Genomic DNA, 16,433 nt, shown 5'->3' with positions numbered 1-16,433 from the left:
AGCTTCTTCAGCGTTGCCGCTCTAGGGTGAGGATGGCCTTGGCGATTGACGTCATGCGGTTGGGGCTGCAGCGGGATCTGCGGAAGATCCGCCAGACTTCAGGCGGGCGACGCCGCGTTCAACGGGTGCCCGTGCTGTGGCCAGGGCCCGGTTGCGGGTCTTCTCGGTGGTGGTGAGCTCCCGCAGGGGTCTGCGTTTGATGCCGGTGGTCAGCCATGGGCCGGCGCCCTGGTAGGCGAGATCGGCCACGATGGGGACGCCCTGGCGCTCGCAGATCCGGATGATCCGGTGGGTTCGGGCGGCGGTCAGTTCGTGGGTGCGGCCCGGCAGGGCGGGCGAGAGCCACAGCAACCCTCCGTCGGGATCGGTGACGACCTGCACGTTCACGCCGTGGCGCCGGTGCTTGTGGGAGTAGTCGGCCCGGCCGTCGCCGACCCGGTCGCACTCGGCGAGTGTCCCGTCGAGCAGACGAACTCGGGATCATGCTCGCGCAGTGTCTTCAGCAGGCCCGGTGCGCGTTCGGCGAGGATGTCGACGACCGCGCTGGTGTAGGCGTGGGCGGTGGACTCGCTGATCCCGAACCCGGCGGCGATCTTCGCGAGAGTGGTGTGTTCGCGCAGGTACACCAGTACCACCATCGCGCGCTTGGACGGACGGAGCTTGCACCGCCGGTCGCCCTCACGAGTGACGATCAGCATGGTGACCCACTCCACGAGTGCATGCGGCAGGTCGAGTGCGGCAGGATGGATGACCGACGAGGCCCCCGAGCAACGTGATTGAGACCTCAGACATCTCGATCAACAGCCCGGGGGCCTCGCTCGTTGCGCGTCACGGCCCATCACCCGATCGGTGACCAACTCGAAGAAGCTCACTGAACCGTCGGTGGGCCGTCGCCCCTGACAAGCCGAAGGATGCTGTCGGCAGCTGCTGCCACGTGCAGCCCGACGTGGCCACGAACACGATCGCCGCCAGCACCTCTCGGTCGCCGTGCCGACGCCGGCCATCGCCCTGAGGCCGGACAGGAGCATCCGGCACCACCCGCTGGAACAACTCCCACAACTCGTCAGGCACCAGCCGTTCAACAATTGCCACGTCGGCAGGCTACCGACCGAAGGGGACCCGCAGGCAGCGCCCCTTACGACGCTGCGTGTCGAAGCGGAGCAGTACCCGCACTAAACACCACACTCCGGCCGACGCTCCAAGCAGGGCGCCCCCTGTCAGCGTGGCCTTTCCCCTGGACTAGAGACCCCGAGAGCCAGGGCAGGAAGCAGGGCTACGGCAATGACTGCCGCAGCCAGCGAGACGGCAGTCACCAAAGCGAAAACGATCTCCACCGTTATGGCGTCCTTCTCCCACCGCGACTCACGTCCCATGTCCATCCCGCAAGTCTCACATCACGGTCAAGCGCACCGAAAGGCATCACCGAGACGTGCCAACCAATTGAGATGGCTTCTCAGGGCCAAGTCGGCGCAGAAAAGCTGGCGTCTGGTATTCAGTCAGCAGCGTGAACGGGCTGCAGTTGGTGAGGTCGAGGGACCCCTCGAAGCCGGAAAGCCTGCCGGCCGGCTGGTCCCATCATGAGCGACCGTCGCCATCGGCGCACAAGCGAGCAGGGTCAGGTCTGGCTTCGGACAAAGCCGCGCGTTCAGGGCTTCCTTGACGTGGGTGGCGCCGCTGCGGGCGGTCGAAAATCGTCTGTGTCTTCCTTATCTTGGCACCCTCATACCCCACGGATCTGGCCGCTCCGAACTACATCTGTGCAGGTGAGGACTGTTGCGTATTACTCGCGCTCTCCCAGGCGAGCGCGAGGAAGCGCTCGATCCGGCCGAGGTCCAGCTCGACGGCGAGCGAGACGGTGATGACCGCGTGGTCGACGTTGGCCGCGAGGATCTGCCCCTCGGACCGGGAGGAGGAGGTGGAGCGCGCGAAGGCCGTACGGCGCGGCAGCAGCGTCCGTACGTAGCGGGGGTCGCTGACGCCCTCGGGGTCGACGGCGGCCCAGTCGCCGGTGCAGACGACCCGCAGGGGGTCGTGCGGGGTCACGAACGCCGTGTCGGCGCGCACGATCCCCTCGGGGGTGGCGACGTCGCACTGTCCTCGGTCGACCCGGACGACCCGGCCCGGGAGCAGTCCCTGAGCCGCGTACGGGGCGAAGGCCTCGGCCCAGCCGGCGTCCCAGCCGTGGACGTCGAGCAGCGAGGAGGAGGAAGACGGAGCGGAAGAAGACGAAACGGAAGAACGGAGAGACAAGGGGGACCCTTCACAGGGGCGGCCCCGGCGCTGAAAGACAGAGAGTGAGGTCAGCCGGTGGCCGCGGAGGTGGTGTGGACGAACATCCGCGTGTGGGCAAGGCCCTTCGAGATGACAGCCATCGGTCACACCTCCTGTGTCTTTTCGCGATCCCGTACAAGTGATCCGGCACGAGCGATCTCGTACAAGCGATCTTGTACGAGAAACACCTTAGCGGGGGGCTCCGAGAACCCGCCACGGGTTTTTTCGCGGCGGACTTCCCCGGGCTTCCGGGCGCCCGGGCGGTCGGCCGGCGCACGCGTCCGTTTCGTTCAAGACGGCACCGCACCGCAGGTTCTAGCGTGCGGGGCATGGACACAGCACCTCGCGTATCGCCCCGCCTCGACCTCGTCGGCGTCGTCGTCTCGGACATGGCCGCCTCGCTCGCCTTCTACCGTCGCCTCGGCCTGGACCTCCCGGCCGGTGCGGAGACCGCCCCGCACGTGGAGGCGGCCCTGCCCGGCGGGCTGCGCATCGCCTGGGACACGGAGGAGACCGTGCGCTCCTTCGACCCTTCCTGGCGGCGGCCCGAGGGCGGGAACCGGATCGAGCTCGCCTTCCGGTGCGCCACGCCGGAGGACGTCGACGCGGTGTACGAGGAGCTCGTGGGCGCGGGCCACGGCGGACACCTGAAGCCCTGGGACGCCGTCTGGGGCCAGCGGTACGCGGTGGTCCTGGACCCGGACGGCAACGGGGTGTCCCTGTTCGCGGACGCGCCGAAGGACGCCCCGTGACGGCTCGGGCCGGCGCATCGTGACGGCTCGACCCCTCAGGCCGGCGCATCGTGACGGCTCCACCCCTCAGGCCGAGGCCCCTGCCGACGCCTCGTAGGCGCTCAGCGTCGTGCCGGCCAGGGCCCTCGTCTCGCGTGCGAGGTGGGCCTGGTCGGCGCAGCCCGCGCGGAGGGCGGCCTCGGCGTACGGCAGCCCGGACCTGACCAGGGCCAGGGCGCGCTGGAGGCGGAGGATCCGGGCGAGTGTCTTGGGGCCGTAGCCGAAGGCCTCCAGGGAGCGCCGGTGCAGCTGCCGCGCGCCGAGTCCGACCGCCTCGGCGGTCTCCGCGACCGGGCGGCCCGCGTCCAGGCGGGCGACGACGGCCCGCAGCAGCGGGTCGGGGGCGGGGGCGCCGGCCGCCGTGCGCAGGGCCAGGGCCTCCAGGGCGGTGGCCGGGTCGGGGGCCTCCGCGATCCGCTCGCCGAGCCGTCGCGCCTCGGCCTCGCCCCAGAGCGTGCCGAGAGCGACCCGCCGGTCGCGCAGTTCATGGGCCGGTACTCCGAGGATCGCGGGCGCCTCTCCGGGGGCGAAGCGGATGCCCGCGTACCGCGTGACGGTCTCCCCCGGTGCGTACGCCCGCGTGTCGGGCCCGGCGACGAGGAGCCGGCCGTCGGCCCAGATCAGGTCCATGCACCCGTCGGGGAGGACGAGGGCGGGACGTACGGGGAGGGCGGGGAGGGCGGGGCCGACGGGGCTGTCGGGGCTGTCGGGGCTGTCGGGGCTGTCGGGGCTGTCGGGGCTGTCCGAGTGGGTGACCCTCGTCAGGGTCCTCGTCCACAGGACGGCTCCGTCGAGCAGGGCCGGGCGCTCCTCGTACACCCTTTGAGCCTACGACCGGACGGCGCGCCGCCTCATTCCTTCTCCCAGCCCGAGTGGATCCGCGACTTCACGTCGTCCGGGGGCAGGAACTTGGACCAGCGCTCGGGGAACTCGGAGGGCATGTCCGGGTCGTCCTCGTCGACGTCCTCCGCCTCCGCGCGGACGCGGGCGACCAGCTCGGCGGCCTGGACGGCGCGGGCGCGTTCGTTGGCCTCACGGGCCGCGGCGGTGGCGACGGAGGGCCAGACCCGGTCGATCGCGGCGTTCACGGCGGCGCCGACGAGGACCGCGAAGGCGGAGATGCCGATCCAGAGGAGGACGGCGATGGGCGCGGCGAGGGAACCGTAGATCGTCGGTCCCTCGACCTGGCTGGTGAGGTAGATCCGCAGCAGGAAGCTGCCCAGGACCCACATGCCGAGCGCGACGAGGGCTCCGGGGATGTCCTCGATCCACGGCGATCTGACGGGTACGGACACGTGGTAGAGCGTCGTGAGGAAGGCGACGGAGAGCAGGATGACGGCCGGCCAGTACAACACGGCGACGACTTCTGTCCCCCAGGGCACCAGTTCGACGACGCGGTCCGGTCCGACGACGGCGAGGGGCAGGACGACGGCTCCGATGATCAGGGCCACGATGTAGAGCAGGAAGGCCAGGAGCCGGGTCTTGACGATGCCGCGGTGGCCGTCGAGCCCGTACATGACGGTGATGGTGTCGATGAAGACGTTCACCGCGCGCGAGCCGGACCAGAGGGCGATGGCGAAGCCGAGGGAGACCAGTTCCGGCCGTTTTCCCTGGGTGACGTCGTCGAGGAGGGGCTTGGCGATGTCGCGTACGCCCCGGTCGGAGAGGACCGTTCCGGCGGCGCGGAGGATGTTCTCCTCGATGCTCGCGACCGTGTCGGTGTTGGTCCAGTCGTCGGCGTAGCCGAGGAGCGCGATCAGGCCGAGGAGCAGGGGCGGCAGCGACAGCAGCGTGAAGAACGCGGCCTCGGCGGCGAGGCCGAGGATGCGGTACTCGATGCACGAGTTGACGGTGTCCTTGAGAAGGAGCCAGACCATCTTCCGCTTGGAGACGTTGCGGTAGAGGACGCGCGCTCGGTGGAGCCTGCTCCAGGGCCGCCGCTCGGGCCGATCGGGTGTTTCGCTTGCTGCCTGCACCTGCTTACCGTATCGGCATGGCAGCGAGCACCCACACCGTGACCAACCAGGCTCCGCCCCTGGTGGGATACGACGTCTTCACGTGCGATCGGACGCTGGCGGAGGCGGTCGAGCGGCACATCGCCCCCGAGCTGCTGGCGGAGGTCCGCGACGAGCTGAGCCTGCTGGGCAGGGCGTGGGGATCCGAGCAGGTCAGGGAGTGGGGAGAGCTCGCGAACACGTACCCGCCGCGGCTGCGGACCCACGACCGGTACGGCCGCCGGATCGACGAGGTCGACTTCCATCCGTCCTGGCACCGGCTGCTCGGCAAGTCGGTGGCGGCGGGGCTCACGGACGCGTGGGGCCGTCCGGGTGGACATGTGCGGCGCGCCGCCGGCCTCCTGGTGGTGTCGCAGGCGGAGGCGGGGCACGTCTGTCCGCTGTCCATGACGCACGCGTCGGTGCCCGCGCTGCGCGCCGAGCCGGAGCTCGCGGAGGTGTGGGAGCCGGCGGCGACGTCGCACGTGTACGAGCGGGAGCCGGGTCCCGTCGCCGAGAAGCCGGGGGCGCTGCTGGGGATGGCGCTGACGGAGAAGCAGGGCGGCAGCGACGTACGCGCGAACACGACGGAGGCGCGTCCGCTGGCGGCCGACGGGGAGTACGTCCTGACGGGGCACAAGTGGTTCTGCTCGGCGCCGATGTCGGACGCCTTCCTGGTCCTGGCGCAGGCTCCGGCGGGGCTGACCTGTTTCCTGCTGCCGCGGGTCCTGCCCGACGGCTCGCGCAACGCGTTCGCGATCCAGCGGCTGAAGGACAAGCTGGGCAACCGCTCGAACGCGTCCGCCGAGGTGGAGTTCGACGGGACGACCTGGGCGCGCCGGATCGGCGAGGAGGGACACGGGGTCCGGGCGGTCATCGGCATGGTGGCGGCGACACGCCTCGACTGTGTGCTCGGCTCGGCGGCGCTGATGCGGCAGGCGGTGGCGCAGGCCGTGCACCACTGCGCGTATCGGGAGGCCTTCGGCGGGGTGCTGATCGAGAAGCCGCTGATGCGGAACGTCCTCGCCGATCTGGCCCTGGAGTCGGAGGCGGCGACGGTGCTGGGGGTGCGCCTCGCGGCTGCGTACGACGCGGTGGACAGCGCCGACGCCACCGGCGGGACCGACGGCAGCCCCCACGCCGAACGCGAGCGCGCCTTCCTCCGCATCGCCGTGCCGGTGGCGAAGTACTGGGTGACGAAGCGGTGTACGCCCGTGGTGGCGGAGGCCCTGGAGTGCCTGGGCGGCAACGGGTATGTGGAGGAGTCGGGGCTGCCGCGGCTGTTGCGGGAGTCGCCGCTCAACTCGGTCTGGGAGGGCTCCGGAAACGTGCAGGCCCTCGACGTGCTGCGGGCACTGCGGACCTCGCCCGGGGCGTTCGACGCGTTCCTGCGGGAGGTGGGGGCGGCGCGGGGCGCGGATCACCGGCTCGACCGGGCGATCCGGGAACTGCTGGGCGAACTGGCCGACCTGGAGGGGATCGAGGCGCGGGCGCGGCGGCTCGTGGAGCGGATGGCACTGGTGCTCCAGGGGGCGCTTCTCGTGCGGTGGGCGCCCCCGGAGGTGGCGGACGCGTACTGCGCCTCGCGGCTCGGCGGGGACGGGGGGTCGACCTTCGGGACTCTGCCGCACACGCTGGACCTGCGGGCGGTGGTGGAGCGGGCGCGGGTGACGGTCTGACAGGCCCTGCGCCCCACACGCGTCGTACGGGTCTCCTCGGCGCGTGCGCGTCGTACGGCTCGCGCGGGCCGGAACGTCGAGCCGCGCGTACCAGGGGTGGGCCCGTCAGGGCCGGCACGCGCGGAGAGCGGGGGTGGTGCTGCGCCGACACGGCACCACCCACCGCTCGTTCCACCCTCGGGCACGCGGCCGGTGGGTCGCCAGAGTTGCAAAGGGTTGCAGGATTACCCGAACCGGGCCGCGCCGGGCGGCCCTGAACGGCACGATGGGCAGCGACACTCCGGACATCTGCCCTATGCAGAACCGATACAGCACCACGGGTGGCTGGGAGAGACCGATGAAGAACACGCAGCTCGACATGAAGCGGCTGGCCGCCATGGACGCCGCTCAGGCCGCCCGCCTGCTGCACCGGGTCCGCGACGAGGTCCTCGCGGGCCGTACGCCGCCGATCGCGCCCCGTGCGGTGATCGACGCGTCCTGGCAGCGGATGGCCCGGCTGGGGCTCGACCCCGACCAGGGCACGAGCAGCGTGCTGCTCCAGCGGGACGAGCTGGAGCAGCGGCGCAGGAGCACGCTCCTGGCCGAGGTGATGCAGACGCTGAGCGGCGGCCTCGCGGGCATCGCCGACACCTCTCTCCAGATCATGGTGGTCACCGACGAGCACGGCCGGGTGCTGTGGCGCCAGGGGAACCTCGCGGTGCTGCGCCAGGCGAACGGCATCTGTCTGGAGGAGGGCGCGGCCTGGAGCGAGCACGCGACCGGGACGAACGCGGTGGGCACGGCGCTCGCCATGGGCCGGGCCGTGCAGGTGCACTCCGCCGAGCACTACGTGCACACGCTGCACAACTGGACCTGCGCCGCCGCGCCCGTGCACGACCCGCGCGACCAGCGGCTCCTGGGGATCCTGGACGTGAGCGGTCCCGCGTCGAGCTTCCATCCGGCGATGCTGGCACTGGTGGCCTCGGTCGCCCAGCTCGCCGAGGCCGAGATGCGGGAGCGGCACCGGGGGTCGGTCGAGCGCCTGCGGGCGGTGGCCGCGCCGATCCTGTGCCGGGTGGGCGGGCGGGCCGTGGCGGTCGACATCCACGGCTGGACGGCGGCGGTGACGGGTCTCGCGCCGGTGGACCGGATCGCGCTGCCCAAGTCGTTCCGCGCGGGCCGGGTGTGGCTGCCCTCGCTGGGCCTGTGCGCGGTGGAGCCGCTGCCCGGGGGGTGGCTGCTGCGGGTGGAGGAGGAGCCCCGGCCGGTGGAGTCCGGCGCGCCCGCGGCGAGCCGGGTCGTCCTCGACCTGAGCCGGCCGCGCCGCTGGACGGTGGACGTCTCGGGGGAGGCGGGCAGCTGGCAGCAGGAGCTCAGCCCCCGGCACGCGGAGCTCCTCTACGTCCTGGCGCTGCACCGCGACGGCCGGACGGCGGCGGAGCTGGCGGACGACGTCTTCGGCGACCGTACGAGGACGGTGACCGTGCGCGCGGAGATGTCCCGGGTCCGCCGGAACCTGGCGGGCGTCCTGGCCCACCGGCCGTACCGCTTCCGCGAGGAGGTGGCGGTGGAGCTCCGCCGCCCGGAGCGCCCGGCGGACCTCCTCCCCCACTCGACGGCCCCGGCGGTCAGAGCGGCCCGGACGACGACGGAGGCGTAGCACCGTACGGGACGACGACGGAGGCGTAGCACCGTACGGATGGCGACGGAGGCGTAGCGCCGCATGGACGCCGACCGATCCGTAGCAGCGCATGGACGCCGGGCAAGGAGCGCCGCACGGACGGATCCCTCGCGGACGGGACGCGCAGCCGTACGCCCGCGGACCTCCGTCCCACTCCTTGGACACCCCGCCCATCGAGCCCCGGACCGCGGCGCACGACCCCGGTCGACTCCCCCGCGGGGCTCGTGATGCGATGGGCCCATGCACATCACGCTCACCACCTGGTCCCTCGAACAGACCTCGCCGGCCGATCTCCGGCCCGCCCGGGTACCGGAGGGCGACGACGTCACGATCGCCCGGGCCGAGGTTCCATCGGCGGAGTTCAGCCGCTTCCTCTATACGGCGGTCGGTGGTGACATCCGCTGGAACGACCGGCTGTCACTCACGTACAAGCAGTGGCAGGAGATCGTCGAGAAGCCGGGCGCCGAGATCTGGGTGGCGTACGACCGGGGGACGCCTGCCGGGTACGTGGAGCTCGACCCGCAGCCCGACGGTGTCGTGGAGATCGTCTACTTCGGCCTGATCCCCGCCTTCCGGGGGCGCGCGATCGGCGGCCACCTGCTCACCGAGGGCGTGCGGCGCGCCTGGGACCTGGCCGAGCGCTGGCCGGACCGGGAGGCCACGAAGCGTGTCTGGCTGCACACCTGCTCGCTCGACGGTCCGCACGCGATGGCCAACTACGAGCGGCGCGGCTTCCGGCTCTTCGACACGAAGGTGGAGGAGGTCGAGGAGTCGGAGACCCCCGGCCCGTGGCCCGGGGCCCACGCCTGACCCGCGCGGCGACTACGGTGAAGGGGCCCTCTCGGGGCCCCTTTTGCGTGACCTGGACCACACCATCTCGCAGACCGAGACAGTTCTGTCCAAATTACGGACGATGCTGGACTGGGTCCAAAGTCCCGTGACACGCTTCCGTCATGTCTGGAACTGGAACTGCCTTGGTGAGTCGGCGGCACGTCGACCTCGGCCGCATGTCCAGCGCCATCTGTCCGGCGCGCTGAGACCACCAGCACCGCCGCGATATCTCCTCTGCCCGACCCTGCTGCGCACTGACGCGCCACCCTCTGACCTCAGCGCGAGTGTGCAGGTCAGAGCCGCCCTCTCGCAGTCCCGAAGGACAAAACGCCATGGCCGCCACCCCGGAAAACCCCACACCCGCCGCCGCACGCCGCAAGACCGGGCGCCACCGTGGCGAGGGTCAGTGGGCCGTGGGGCACTTCACCCCGCTGAACGGCAATGAGCAGTTCAAGAAGGACGACGACGGTCTCAATGTGCGGACACGCATTGAGACGATCTACTCGAAGCGCGGTTTCGACTCGATCGACCCCAACGACCTGCGCGGCCGCATGCGCTGGTGGGGTCTCTACACCCAGCGCAAGCAGGGCCTGGACGGCACCAAGACCGGTGTCCTGGAGCCGGAGGAGCTGGACGACGAGTACTTCATGCTCCGGGTCCGCATCGACGGCGGCCGGTTGACCACGCAGCAGCTCCGGGTGATCGGTGAGATCTCCGAGGAGTTCGCCCGCGGCACGGCCGACATCACCGACCGGCAGAACGTCCAGTACCACTGGATCCGCATCGAGGACGTCCCCGAGATCTGGAACCGCCTGGAGGCGGTCGGCCTGTCGACCACCGAGGCCTGCGGCGACACCCCGCGCGTCATCCTCGGCTCGCCCGTCGCCGGGATCGCCGAGGACGAGATCATCGACGGCACCCCCGCCATCGACGAGATCTACCGCCGGATCGTGGGCAACAAGGACTTCTCCAACCTGCCCCGCAAGTTCAAGTCCGCCGTCTCCGGCTCACCGCAGCTCGACGTGGCGCACGAGATCAACGACATCGCCTTCGTCGGCGTGGACCACCCGGAGCACGGCCCCGGCTTCGACGTCTGGGTCGGCGGCGGTCTCTCCACCAACCCCAAGCTCGGTGTCCGGCTCGGCACCTGGGTCTCGCTCGACGAGGTCCCGGACGTCTACACCGGCGTCATCTCGATCTTCCGCGACTACGGCTACCGCCGGCTGCGCAACCGCGCCCGCCTGAAGTTCCTCGTCGCCGACTGGGGCCCGGAGAAGTTCCGCCAGGTCCTGGAGGACGAGTACCTGAAGCGGAAGCTGACCGACGGCCCCGCCCCCGAGCAGCCCGCCGGCCAGTGGCGCGACCACATGGGCGTGCACCGGCAGAAGGACGGCCGCTTCTACATCGGCTTCGCCCCGCGTGTGGGCCGGGTCGACGGCACCACCCTGACCAAGATCGCCGCGCTGGCCGAGGAGCACGGCTCCGGCCGGCTGCGGACGACCGCGGACCAGAAGATGATCCTCCTGGACGTCGAGGAGGCGCAGCTCGACTCGGCGGTCTCCGCCCTGGAGGCGCTGGACCTGCGGGTGAACCCGACGCCGTTCCGGCGCGGCACGATGGCCTGCACCGGCATCGAGTTCTGCAAGCTCGCGATCGTCGAGACGAAGGCGCGCGGCGCCTCCCTGATCGACGAACTGGAGCGCCGCGTCCCGGACTTCGACGAGCCGCTGACGATCAACATCAACGGCTGCCCGAACGCCTGCGCCCGTATCCAGGTCGCGGACATCGGTCTCAAGGGCCAGCTGGTCCTGGACGACGAGGGCAACCGCGTCGAGGGCTACCAGGTACACCTGGGCGGCGCACTCGGCCTGGAGGCCGGCTTCGGCCGCAAGGTCCGTGGCCTCAAGGTCACCGCCGCCGAGCTCCCGGACTACGTGGAGCGGGTCCTCAAGCGCTTCCAGGCGGAGCGCGAGGACGGCGAGCGGTTCGCGACCTGGACGGCCCGCGCCTCCGAGGAGGCTCTGTCGTGAACGACGCACACGCGGCCGCCGGGCCGCAGCCGACGATGACGGCCGCACCTCTGCGCCGCGTGGGCGGAGAAGCGAACAAGGAGGCACTGTGAGCGAGCGTGCCGCACCGTTCCACTGCCCCTACTGCGGGGACGAGGACCTGCGTCCGAACGAGCAGGGTCACGGCGCCTGGGAATGCGCCGCGTGCAGCCGGGCCTTCCAGTTGAAGTTCCTGGGGCTGCTCGCCCCGGGCACTTCGGGCAACACCCCTGGGAGGGAAACGATATGACGGTCACCCAGATCGATCAGGACGCCACCGCGGCCGACCTCAAGGCACTCGCCGAGCAGGCCGGCCGCGACCTGGAGGACGCCTCGCCCCTGGAGATCCTCCGGTGGGCCGTGGACACCTTCGGCGCGCGCTTCTGCGTCACGTCCTCCATGGAGGACGCGGTCGTCGCCCACCTCGCCTCGCGGGTGCGGCCCGGCGTGGACGTCGTCTTCCTCGACACGGGCTACCACTTCGAGGAGACCATCGGCACCCGGGACGCCGTCGACGCCGTCATGGACGTCCACGTCATCACTCTGACGCCGCGTCAGACCGTGGCCGAGCAGGACGCCGAGTACGGGGCGAAGCTGCACGAGCGCGACCCCGACCTGTGCTGCGCGCTGCGCAAGGTCAAGCCGCTGGAGGAGGGCCTGACCGCCTACAGCGCCTGGGCCACCGGCCTGCGCCGCGACGAGTCCCCGACCCGGGCGAACACCCCGGTCGTCGGCTGGGACGAGAAGCGGCAGAAGGTCAAGGTCTCCCCCATCGCCCGCTGGACGCAGGACGACGTCGACGCGTACGTCATGGAGCACGGGGTCCTCACCAACCCTCTCCTGACGGACGGTTACGCCTCCGTCGGGTGTGCCCCCTGTACCCGTCGCGTCCTGGAGGGCGAAGACGCCCGCGCCGGACGCTGGGCGGGCCGCACCAAGACCGAGTGCGGGCTCCACGGCTGATGACCCCCACCCCTCGGACCTCCCCCGAGACCTCCCACACCTCCCAGGAGAACCACGTGACCGGTGCCACCATCTGGCTCACCGGCCTGCCGAGCGCCGGAAAGACCACCATCGCGTACGAGCTGGCCGGCCGCCTCCGCGACGAGGGCCACCGCGTCGAGATCCTCGACGGCGACGAGATACGCGAGTTCCTCTCCGCGGGCCTCGGCTTCACCCGCGAGGACCGGCACACCAACGTGCAGCGCATCGGCTTCGTCGCCGAACTGCTCGCCTCCCAGGGCGTGCAGGTCCTGGTGCCGGTCATCGCCCCGTACGCCGACAGCCGCGAGGCGGTCCGCAAGCGCCACGCCGCCGAGGGCACCACCTTCGTCGAGGTGCACGTGGCCACCCCCGTCGAGGTCTGCTCGGTCCGCGACGTCAAGGGCCTCTACGCCAAGCAGGCCGCCGGCGAGATCAGCGGCCTGACCGGCGTCGACGACCCGTACGAAGCCCCCGAGACGCCCGATCTCCGGATCGAGTCCCAGAACCAGACCGTGCAGGAGTCCGCGGCGCAGCTCCACGCGCTGCTCACCGAGAGGGGTCTGCTGTGACCACCGTCGTGAATGCCCACGAGGCGACCGACAGCCCGTTCGCGCTGTCGCACCTCGACTCCCTGGAGTCGGAGGCCGTCCACATCTTCCGCGAGGTGGCGGGCGAGTTCGAGCGGCCGGTGATCCTCTTCTCCGGCGGCAAGGACTCCATCGTCATGCTGCACCTGGCGCTGAAGGCCTTCGCCCCGGCGCCGGTCCCCTTCACGCTGCTGCACGTCGACACCGGGCACAACTTCCCCGAGGTCCTCGCCTACCGCGACCGGGTCGTGGCCGAGCACGGGCTGCGGCTGCACGTCGCCTCCGTGCAGGAGTACATCGACGCGGGCAAGCTGCGCGAGCGCCCGGACGGCACCCGCAACCCGCTCCAGACCGTCCCGCTGACCGAGGCGATCCAGCAGCACCGCTTCGACGCGGTCTTCGGCGGCGGCCGCCGCGACGAGGAGAAGGCCCGCGCCAAGGAGCGGGTGTTCTCGCTGCGCGACGAGTTCTCGCAGTGGGACCCGCGCCGTCAGCGCCCCGAGCTGTGGCAGCTCTACAACGGCCGCCACGCGCCCGGCGAGCACGTCCGGGTCTTCCCGCTCTCCAACTGGACCGAGCTGGACGTCTGGCAGTACATCGCCCGCGAGGGCATCGAGCTGCCGGAGATCTACTTCGCGCACGAGCGCGAGGTCTTCGCGCGCAGCGGCATGTGGCTGACCGCCGGCGAGTGGGGCGGCCCGAAGGACACCGAGACGGTCGAGAAGCGGCTCATCCGCTACCGCACCGTCGGTGACATGTCCTGCACCGGTGCCGTCGACTCCGACGCCACCACGCTGGACGCCGTCATCGCCGAGATCGCCGCCTCCCGCCTCACCGAGCGGGGCGCGACCCGCGCCGACGACAAGATGTCCGAGGCCGCGATGGAAGACCGTAAGCGCGAAGGGTACTTCTAGCCATGACGAACACGACCGACCAGTTCGCCGAGTTCGCCGACGTCTCGGCGACCACCCTGCTGCGCTTCGCCACCGCCGGCTCCGTCGACGACGGCAAGTCCACGCTGGTGGGCCGTCTCCTGCACGACTCCAAGTCGGTCCTCACCGACCAGCTGGAGGCCGTCGAGGCCGCGTCGATCAAGCGCGGCCAGGAGGCGCCCGACCTGGCGCTCCTCACCGACGGCCTGCGGGCCGAGCGTGAGCAGGGCATCACGATCGACGTGGCCTACCGCTACTTCGCCACCGCCCGCCGCCGCTTCATCCTCGCGGACACCCCGGGCCACGTGCAGTACACCCGGAACATGGTCACCGGCGCCTCCACCGCCGAGCTGGCCGTCGTCCTGGTCGACGCCCGCAACGGCGTGGTCGAGCAGACCCGCCGGCACGCCGCCGTCGCCGCGCTGCTCCGTGTCCCGCACGTGGTCCTGGCCGTGAACAAGATGGACCTGGTCGACTACCAGGAGCCCGTCTTCGCCACGATCGCCGAGGAGTTCACGACGTACGCCTCCGAGCTCGGCGTCCCGGAGATCACCGCGATCCCGATCTCGGCGCTCGCCGGCGACAACGTCGTGGAGCCGTCCGCGAACATGGACTGGTACGGCGGCCCGACGGTCCTGGAGCACCTGGAGACCGTCCCGGTCAGCCACGACCTGACGGCCTGCCACGCGCGCTTCCCGGTCCAGTACGTGATCCGCCCGCAGACCGCCGAGCACCCCGACTACCGGGGTTACGCCGGTCAGATCGCGGCGGGCGCCTTCCGCGTCGGCGAGCAGATCACCGTCCTGCCGTCGGGGAAGACCACCACGATCAGCGGTATCGACGCCCTCGGCGAGTCCGTGGACATCGCCTGGGCCCCGCAGTCGGTCACGATCCGGCTCACCGACGACATCGACATCTCGCGCGGCGACCTGCTCGCCCCGGTCGGTGACGCCCCGACGACCAGCCAGGACGTCGAGGCGACGGTCTGCCACGTGGCCGACCAGCCGCTCGCCGTGGGCCAGCGCGTGCTGCTCAAGCACACGACCCGCACGGTCAAGGCGATCGTCAAGGAGATCCCCTCGCGGTTGACGCTGGACGATCTCTCCCAGCACCCGAACCCCGGGCAGCTGGTCGCCAACGACATCGGCCGGGTCGTCGTACGCACCGCCGAGCCGCTCGCGCTCGACGCGTACGCGGACTCGCGCCGCACCGGTTCCTTCCTGCTGATCGACCCGGCGGACGGCACCACGCTCGCGGCGGGCATGGCGGGCGAGTCCTTCGCCACCGCCAAGGCCGTCGCGGTCGTCGAGGACGAGGAGGGGTGGGACTTCTGATGTTCCAGGACATCTACGCCACCTTCGCCAAGGAGGGTGGTCGCGTGGGCGGCGGCACCCTCGGCACGGGCCAGGGAGGCGTTGCGCGATGTCGCGCGTCGACCTCCACGCACCGCGCGAGCGGTGCGACGCGGCTCCACCCGCTCCACCCCGAACGACATAAACGCAGACTTCGCAGAAGTTGACATCGAGGGGACACCTCCCGTGCCTGCCACCACCCGTACCACCCTGCGCCGCAGCCTCGCCGCCGCTGCCGCCCTGCCGCTGCTGATCGGCGCACTCGCCTCCTGCGGATACGGCTCCGAGGCCAAGAACGACGAGAAGAAGGTGGCCGCCGAGGGCGAGAAGCTCTCCGCCGACACCGTACGGCTCGGGTACTTCCCCAATCTCACGCACGCCACCGCGCTCGTCGGTGACCAGGAGGGCATCCTCCAGAAGGAGCTGGGTGGCACGAAGTTGGTGCCCACCACCTTCAACGCCGGTCCGTCCGAGATCGAGGCGCTGAACGCCGACTCGATCGACATCGGCTTCATCGGCCCGTCGCCGTCCATCAACGGCTACGTCAAGACCAAGGGCTCCAACCTCCGCATCATCGGCGGCTCGGCCTCCGGCGGCGTGAAGCTCGTGGTGAACCCGGCGAAGGTCAAGACGCTCGACGACCTCAAGGGCAAGAAGATCGCCACGCCGCAGCTCGGTAACACGCAGGACGTGGCCTTCCTCAACTGGATCTCCGAGAAGGGCTGGAAGGTCGACGCCCAGAGCGGCAAGGGCGACGTCTCGGTGGTCCGCACGGACAACAAGGTGACGCCGAACGCCTACGCCTCCGGCGCCATCGACGGTGCCTGGGTGCCCGAGCCGACCGCGTCCAAGCTGGTCAGCGACGGTGCGAAGGTGCTGCTCGACGAGTCCGACCTGTGGCCGGACAAGAAGTTCGTCATCACGAACATCATCGTGTCGCAGAAGTTCCTCAAGGCCCACCCGGACGTCGTCGAGGCCTTCCTGCGCGGCGCGGTGAAGACCAACGAGTGGATCAACGCCAACCCGGACAAGGCGAAGGCCTCGGCCAACGCCAAGCTGAAGGGTCTCTCGGGCAAGGCTCTGGGTGACAAGGTGATCGACGCCGCGTGGCCGTCGATCCAGTTCACCAACGACCCGCTGGCGGCCACCCTGCAGGCGCAGGCCGACCACGCGGTGAAGGCGGGTCTCCTGGAGAAGCCCGAGCTCACCGGCATCTACGACCTGAAGCCGCTCAACCAGGTCCTGAAGGCCGCGGGCCGGCCCGAGGTGTCCGACGCCGGTCTCGGCGCGAAGTAACCAGCCCG

14 protein-coding genes and 4 pseudogenes are annotated in these 16,433 nt (G+C 70.9%); 12 read left to right on the top strand and 6 right to left on the bottom strand.

Annotation, left to right across the window (positions count from 1 at the left end):
* Positions 1-7 precede the first annotated feature (7 nt).
* The 4 pseudogenes from IE124_RS04485 to rsgA form a co-directional block, all read right to left on the bottom strand.
* Positions 8-698: pseudogene (locus IE124_RS04485) on the bottom strand (transposase).
* A 169-nt stretch (positions 699-867) separates the two neighbouring features.
* A pseudogene (locus tag IE124_RS04480) lies at positions 868-1,092 on the bottom strand (transposase); the annotation flags it as partial.
* A gap of 9 nt (positions 1,093-1,101) precedes the next feature.
* A pseudogene (locus IE124_RS34625) lies at positions 1,102-1,379 on the bottom strand (DUF6332 family protein).
* A gap of 403 nt (positions 1,380-1,782) precedes the next feature.
* Positions 1,783-2,250, bottom strand: a pseudogene (gene rsgA, locus IE124_RS04475) (GTPase RsgA); the annotation flags it as partial.
* 350 nt (positions 2,251-2,600) lie between these two features.
* Here rsgA and IE124_RS04470 point away from each other — a divergent pair.
* Complete coding sequence (locus IE124_RS04470) at positions 2,601-3,023, top strand: VOC family protein (RefSeq protein WP_189505051.1); 423 nt, start codon at positions 2,601-2,603, stop codon at positions 3,021-3,023.
* A gap of 66 nt (positions 3,024-3,089) precedes the next feature.
* Here the strand turns inward: IE124_RS04470 and IE124_RS04465 are convergent, their stop codons facing one another.
* Both IE124_RS04465 and IE124_RS04460 read right to left on the bottom strand, forming a co-directional pair.
* Complete coding sequence (locus IE124_RS04465) at positions 3,090-3,881, bottom strand: helix-turn-helix domain-containing protein (protein ID WP_229832134.1); 792 nt, start codon at positions 3,879-3,881, stop codon at positions 3,090-3,092.
* A 32-nt stretch (positions 3,882-3,913) separates the two neighbouring features.
* Positions 3,914-5,038 (bottom strand): YihY/virulence factor BrkB family protein, encoded by a 1,125-nt coding sequence (locus IE124_RS04460; RefSeq protein ID WP_150264975.1) that lies wholly within the window; start codon positions 5,036-5,038, stop codon positions 3,914-3,916.
* 17 nt (positions 5,039-5,055) lie between these two features.
* On the opposite strand from IE124_RS04460, the gene IE124_RS04455 reads away from it, so the two are divergent.
* From IE124_RS04455 to IE124_RS04410, 11 genes are all read left to right on the top strand, one after another.
* A complete protein-coding gene (locus IE124_RS04455) occupies positions 5,056-6,735 on the top strand; it encodes an acyl-CoA dehydrogenase family protein (protein ID WP_189505049.1) in 1,680 nt (559 codons plus the stop codon).
* 337 nt (positions 6,736-7,072) lie between these two features.
* Positions 7,073-8,374 carry a GAF domain-containing protein gene (locus IE124_RS04450; RefSeq protein WP_189505047.1) on the top strand — a complete coding sequence of 434 codons (1,302 nt, stop codon included), beginning with the start codon at positions 7,073-7,075 and terminating at the stop codon, positions 8,372-8,374.
* Between the two features lie 261 nt (positions 8,375-8,635).
* Positions 8,636-9,205, top strand: a complete 570-nt coding sequence (locus tag IE124_RS04445; protein WP_189505045.1) for a GNAT family N-acetyltransferase — start codon at positions 8,636-8,638, stop codon at positions 9,203-9,205.
* A gap of 143 nt (positions 9,206-9,348) precedes the next feature.
* Positions 9,349-9,432, top strand: coding sequence for a putative leader peptide (locus IE124_RS35595; RefSeq protein ID WP_312846743.1), 84 nt, complete (start codon positions 9,349-9,351; stop codon positions 9,430-9,432).
* 126 nt (positions 9,433-9,558) lie between these two features.
* Positions 9,559-11,256 (top strand): nitrite/sulfite reductase, encoded by a 1,698-nt coding sequence (locus tag IE124_RS04440; protein ID WP_189505043.1) that lies wholly within the window; start codon positions 9,559-9,561, stop codon positions 11,254-11,256.
* An 88-nt stretch (positions 11,257-11,344) separates the two neighbouring features.
* On the top strand, positions 11,345-11,524 hold the full coding sequence (locus IE124_RS04435; protein WP_189505042.1) for a hypothetical protein: 180 nt from the start codon (positions 11,345-11,347) through the stop codon (positions 11,522-11,524).
* Positions 11,521-12,237, top strand: a complete 717-nt coding sequence (locus tag IE124_RS04430; RefSeq protein ID WP_189505040.1) for a phosphoadenylyl-sulfate reductase — start codon at positions 11,521-11,523, stop codon at positions 12,235-12,237. The genes IE124_RS04435 and IE124_RS04430 overlap by 4 nt, the downstream gene beginning before the upstream one ends.
* Positions 12,237-12,827 (top strand): adenylyl-sulfate kinase, encoded by a 591-nt coding sequence (gene cysC / locus IE124_RS04425; protein ID WP_189505038.1) that lies wholly within the window; start codon positions 12,237-12,239, stop codon positions 12,825-12,827. The genes IE124_RS04430 and cysC overlap by 1 nt, the downstream gene beginning before the upstream one ends.
* On the top strand, positions 12,824-13,759 hold the full coding sequence (gene cysD / locus IE124_RS04420) for a sulfate adenylyltransferase subunit CysD (RefSeq protein WP_189505036.1): 936 nt from the start codon (positions 12,824-12,826) through the stop codon (positions 13,757-13,759). The genes cysC and cysD overlap by 4 nt, the downstream gene beginning before the upstream one ends.
* Before the next feature lie 2 nt (positions 13,760-13,761).
* On the top strand, positions 13,762-15,111 hold the full coding sequence (locus IE124_RS04415; protein ID WP_189505034.1) for a sulfate adenylyltransferase subunit 1: 1,350 nt from the start codon (positions 13,762-13,764) through the stop codon (positions 15,109-15,111).
* Positions 15,112-15,315: 204 nt separating this feature from the next.
* Positions 15,316-16,425 (top strand): aliphatic sulfonate ABC transporter substrate-binding protein, encoded by a 1,110-nt coding sequence (locus IE124_RS04410; RefSeq protein WP_189505032.1) that lies wholly within the window; start codon positions 15,316-15,318, stop codon positions 16,423-16,425.
* The last annotated feature ends 8 nt before the right edge of the window (positions 16,426-16,433 follow it).

The organism is Streptomyces narbonensis (genome assembly GCF_014649015.1).
Lineage (GTDB): Bacteria > Actinomycetota > Actinomycetes > Streptomycetales > Streptomycetaceae > Streptomyces > Streptomyces narbonensis.
This window is presented reverse-complemented; position numbering and strand designations above follow the sequence as displayed.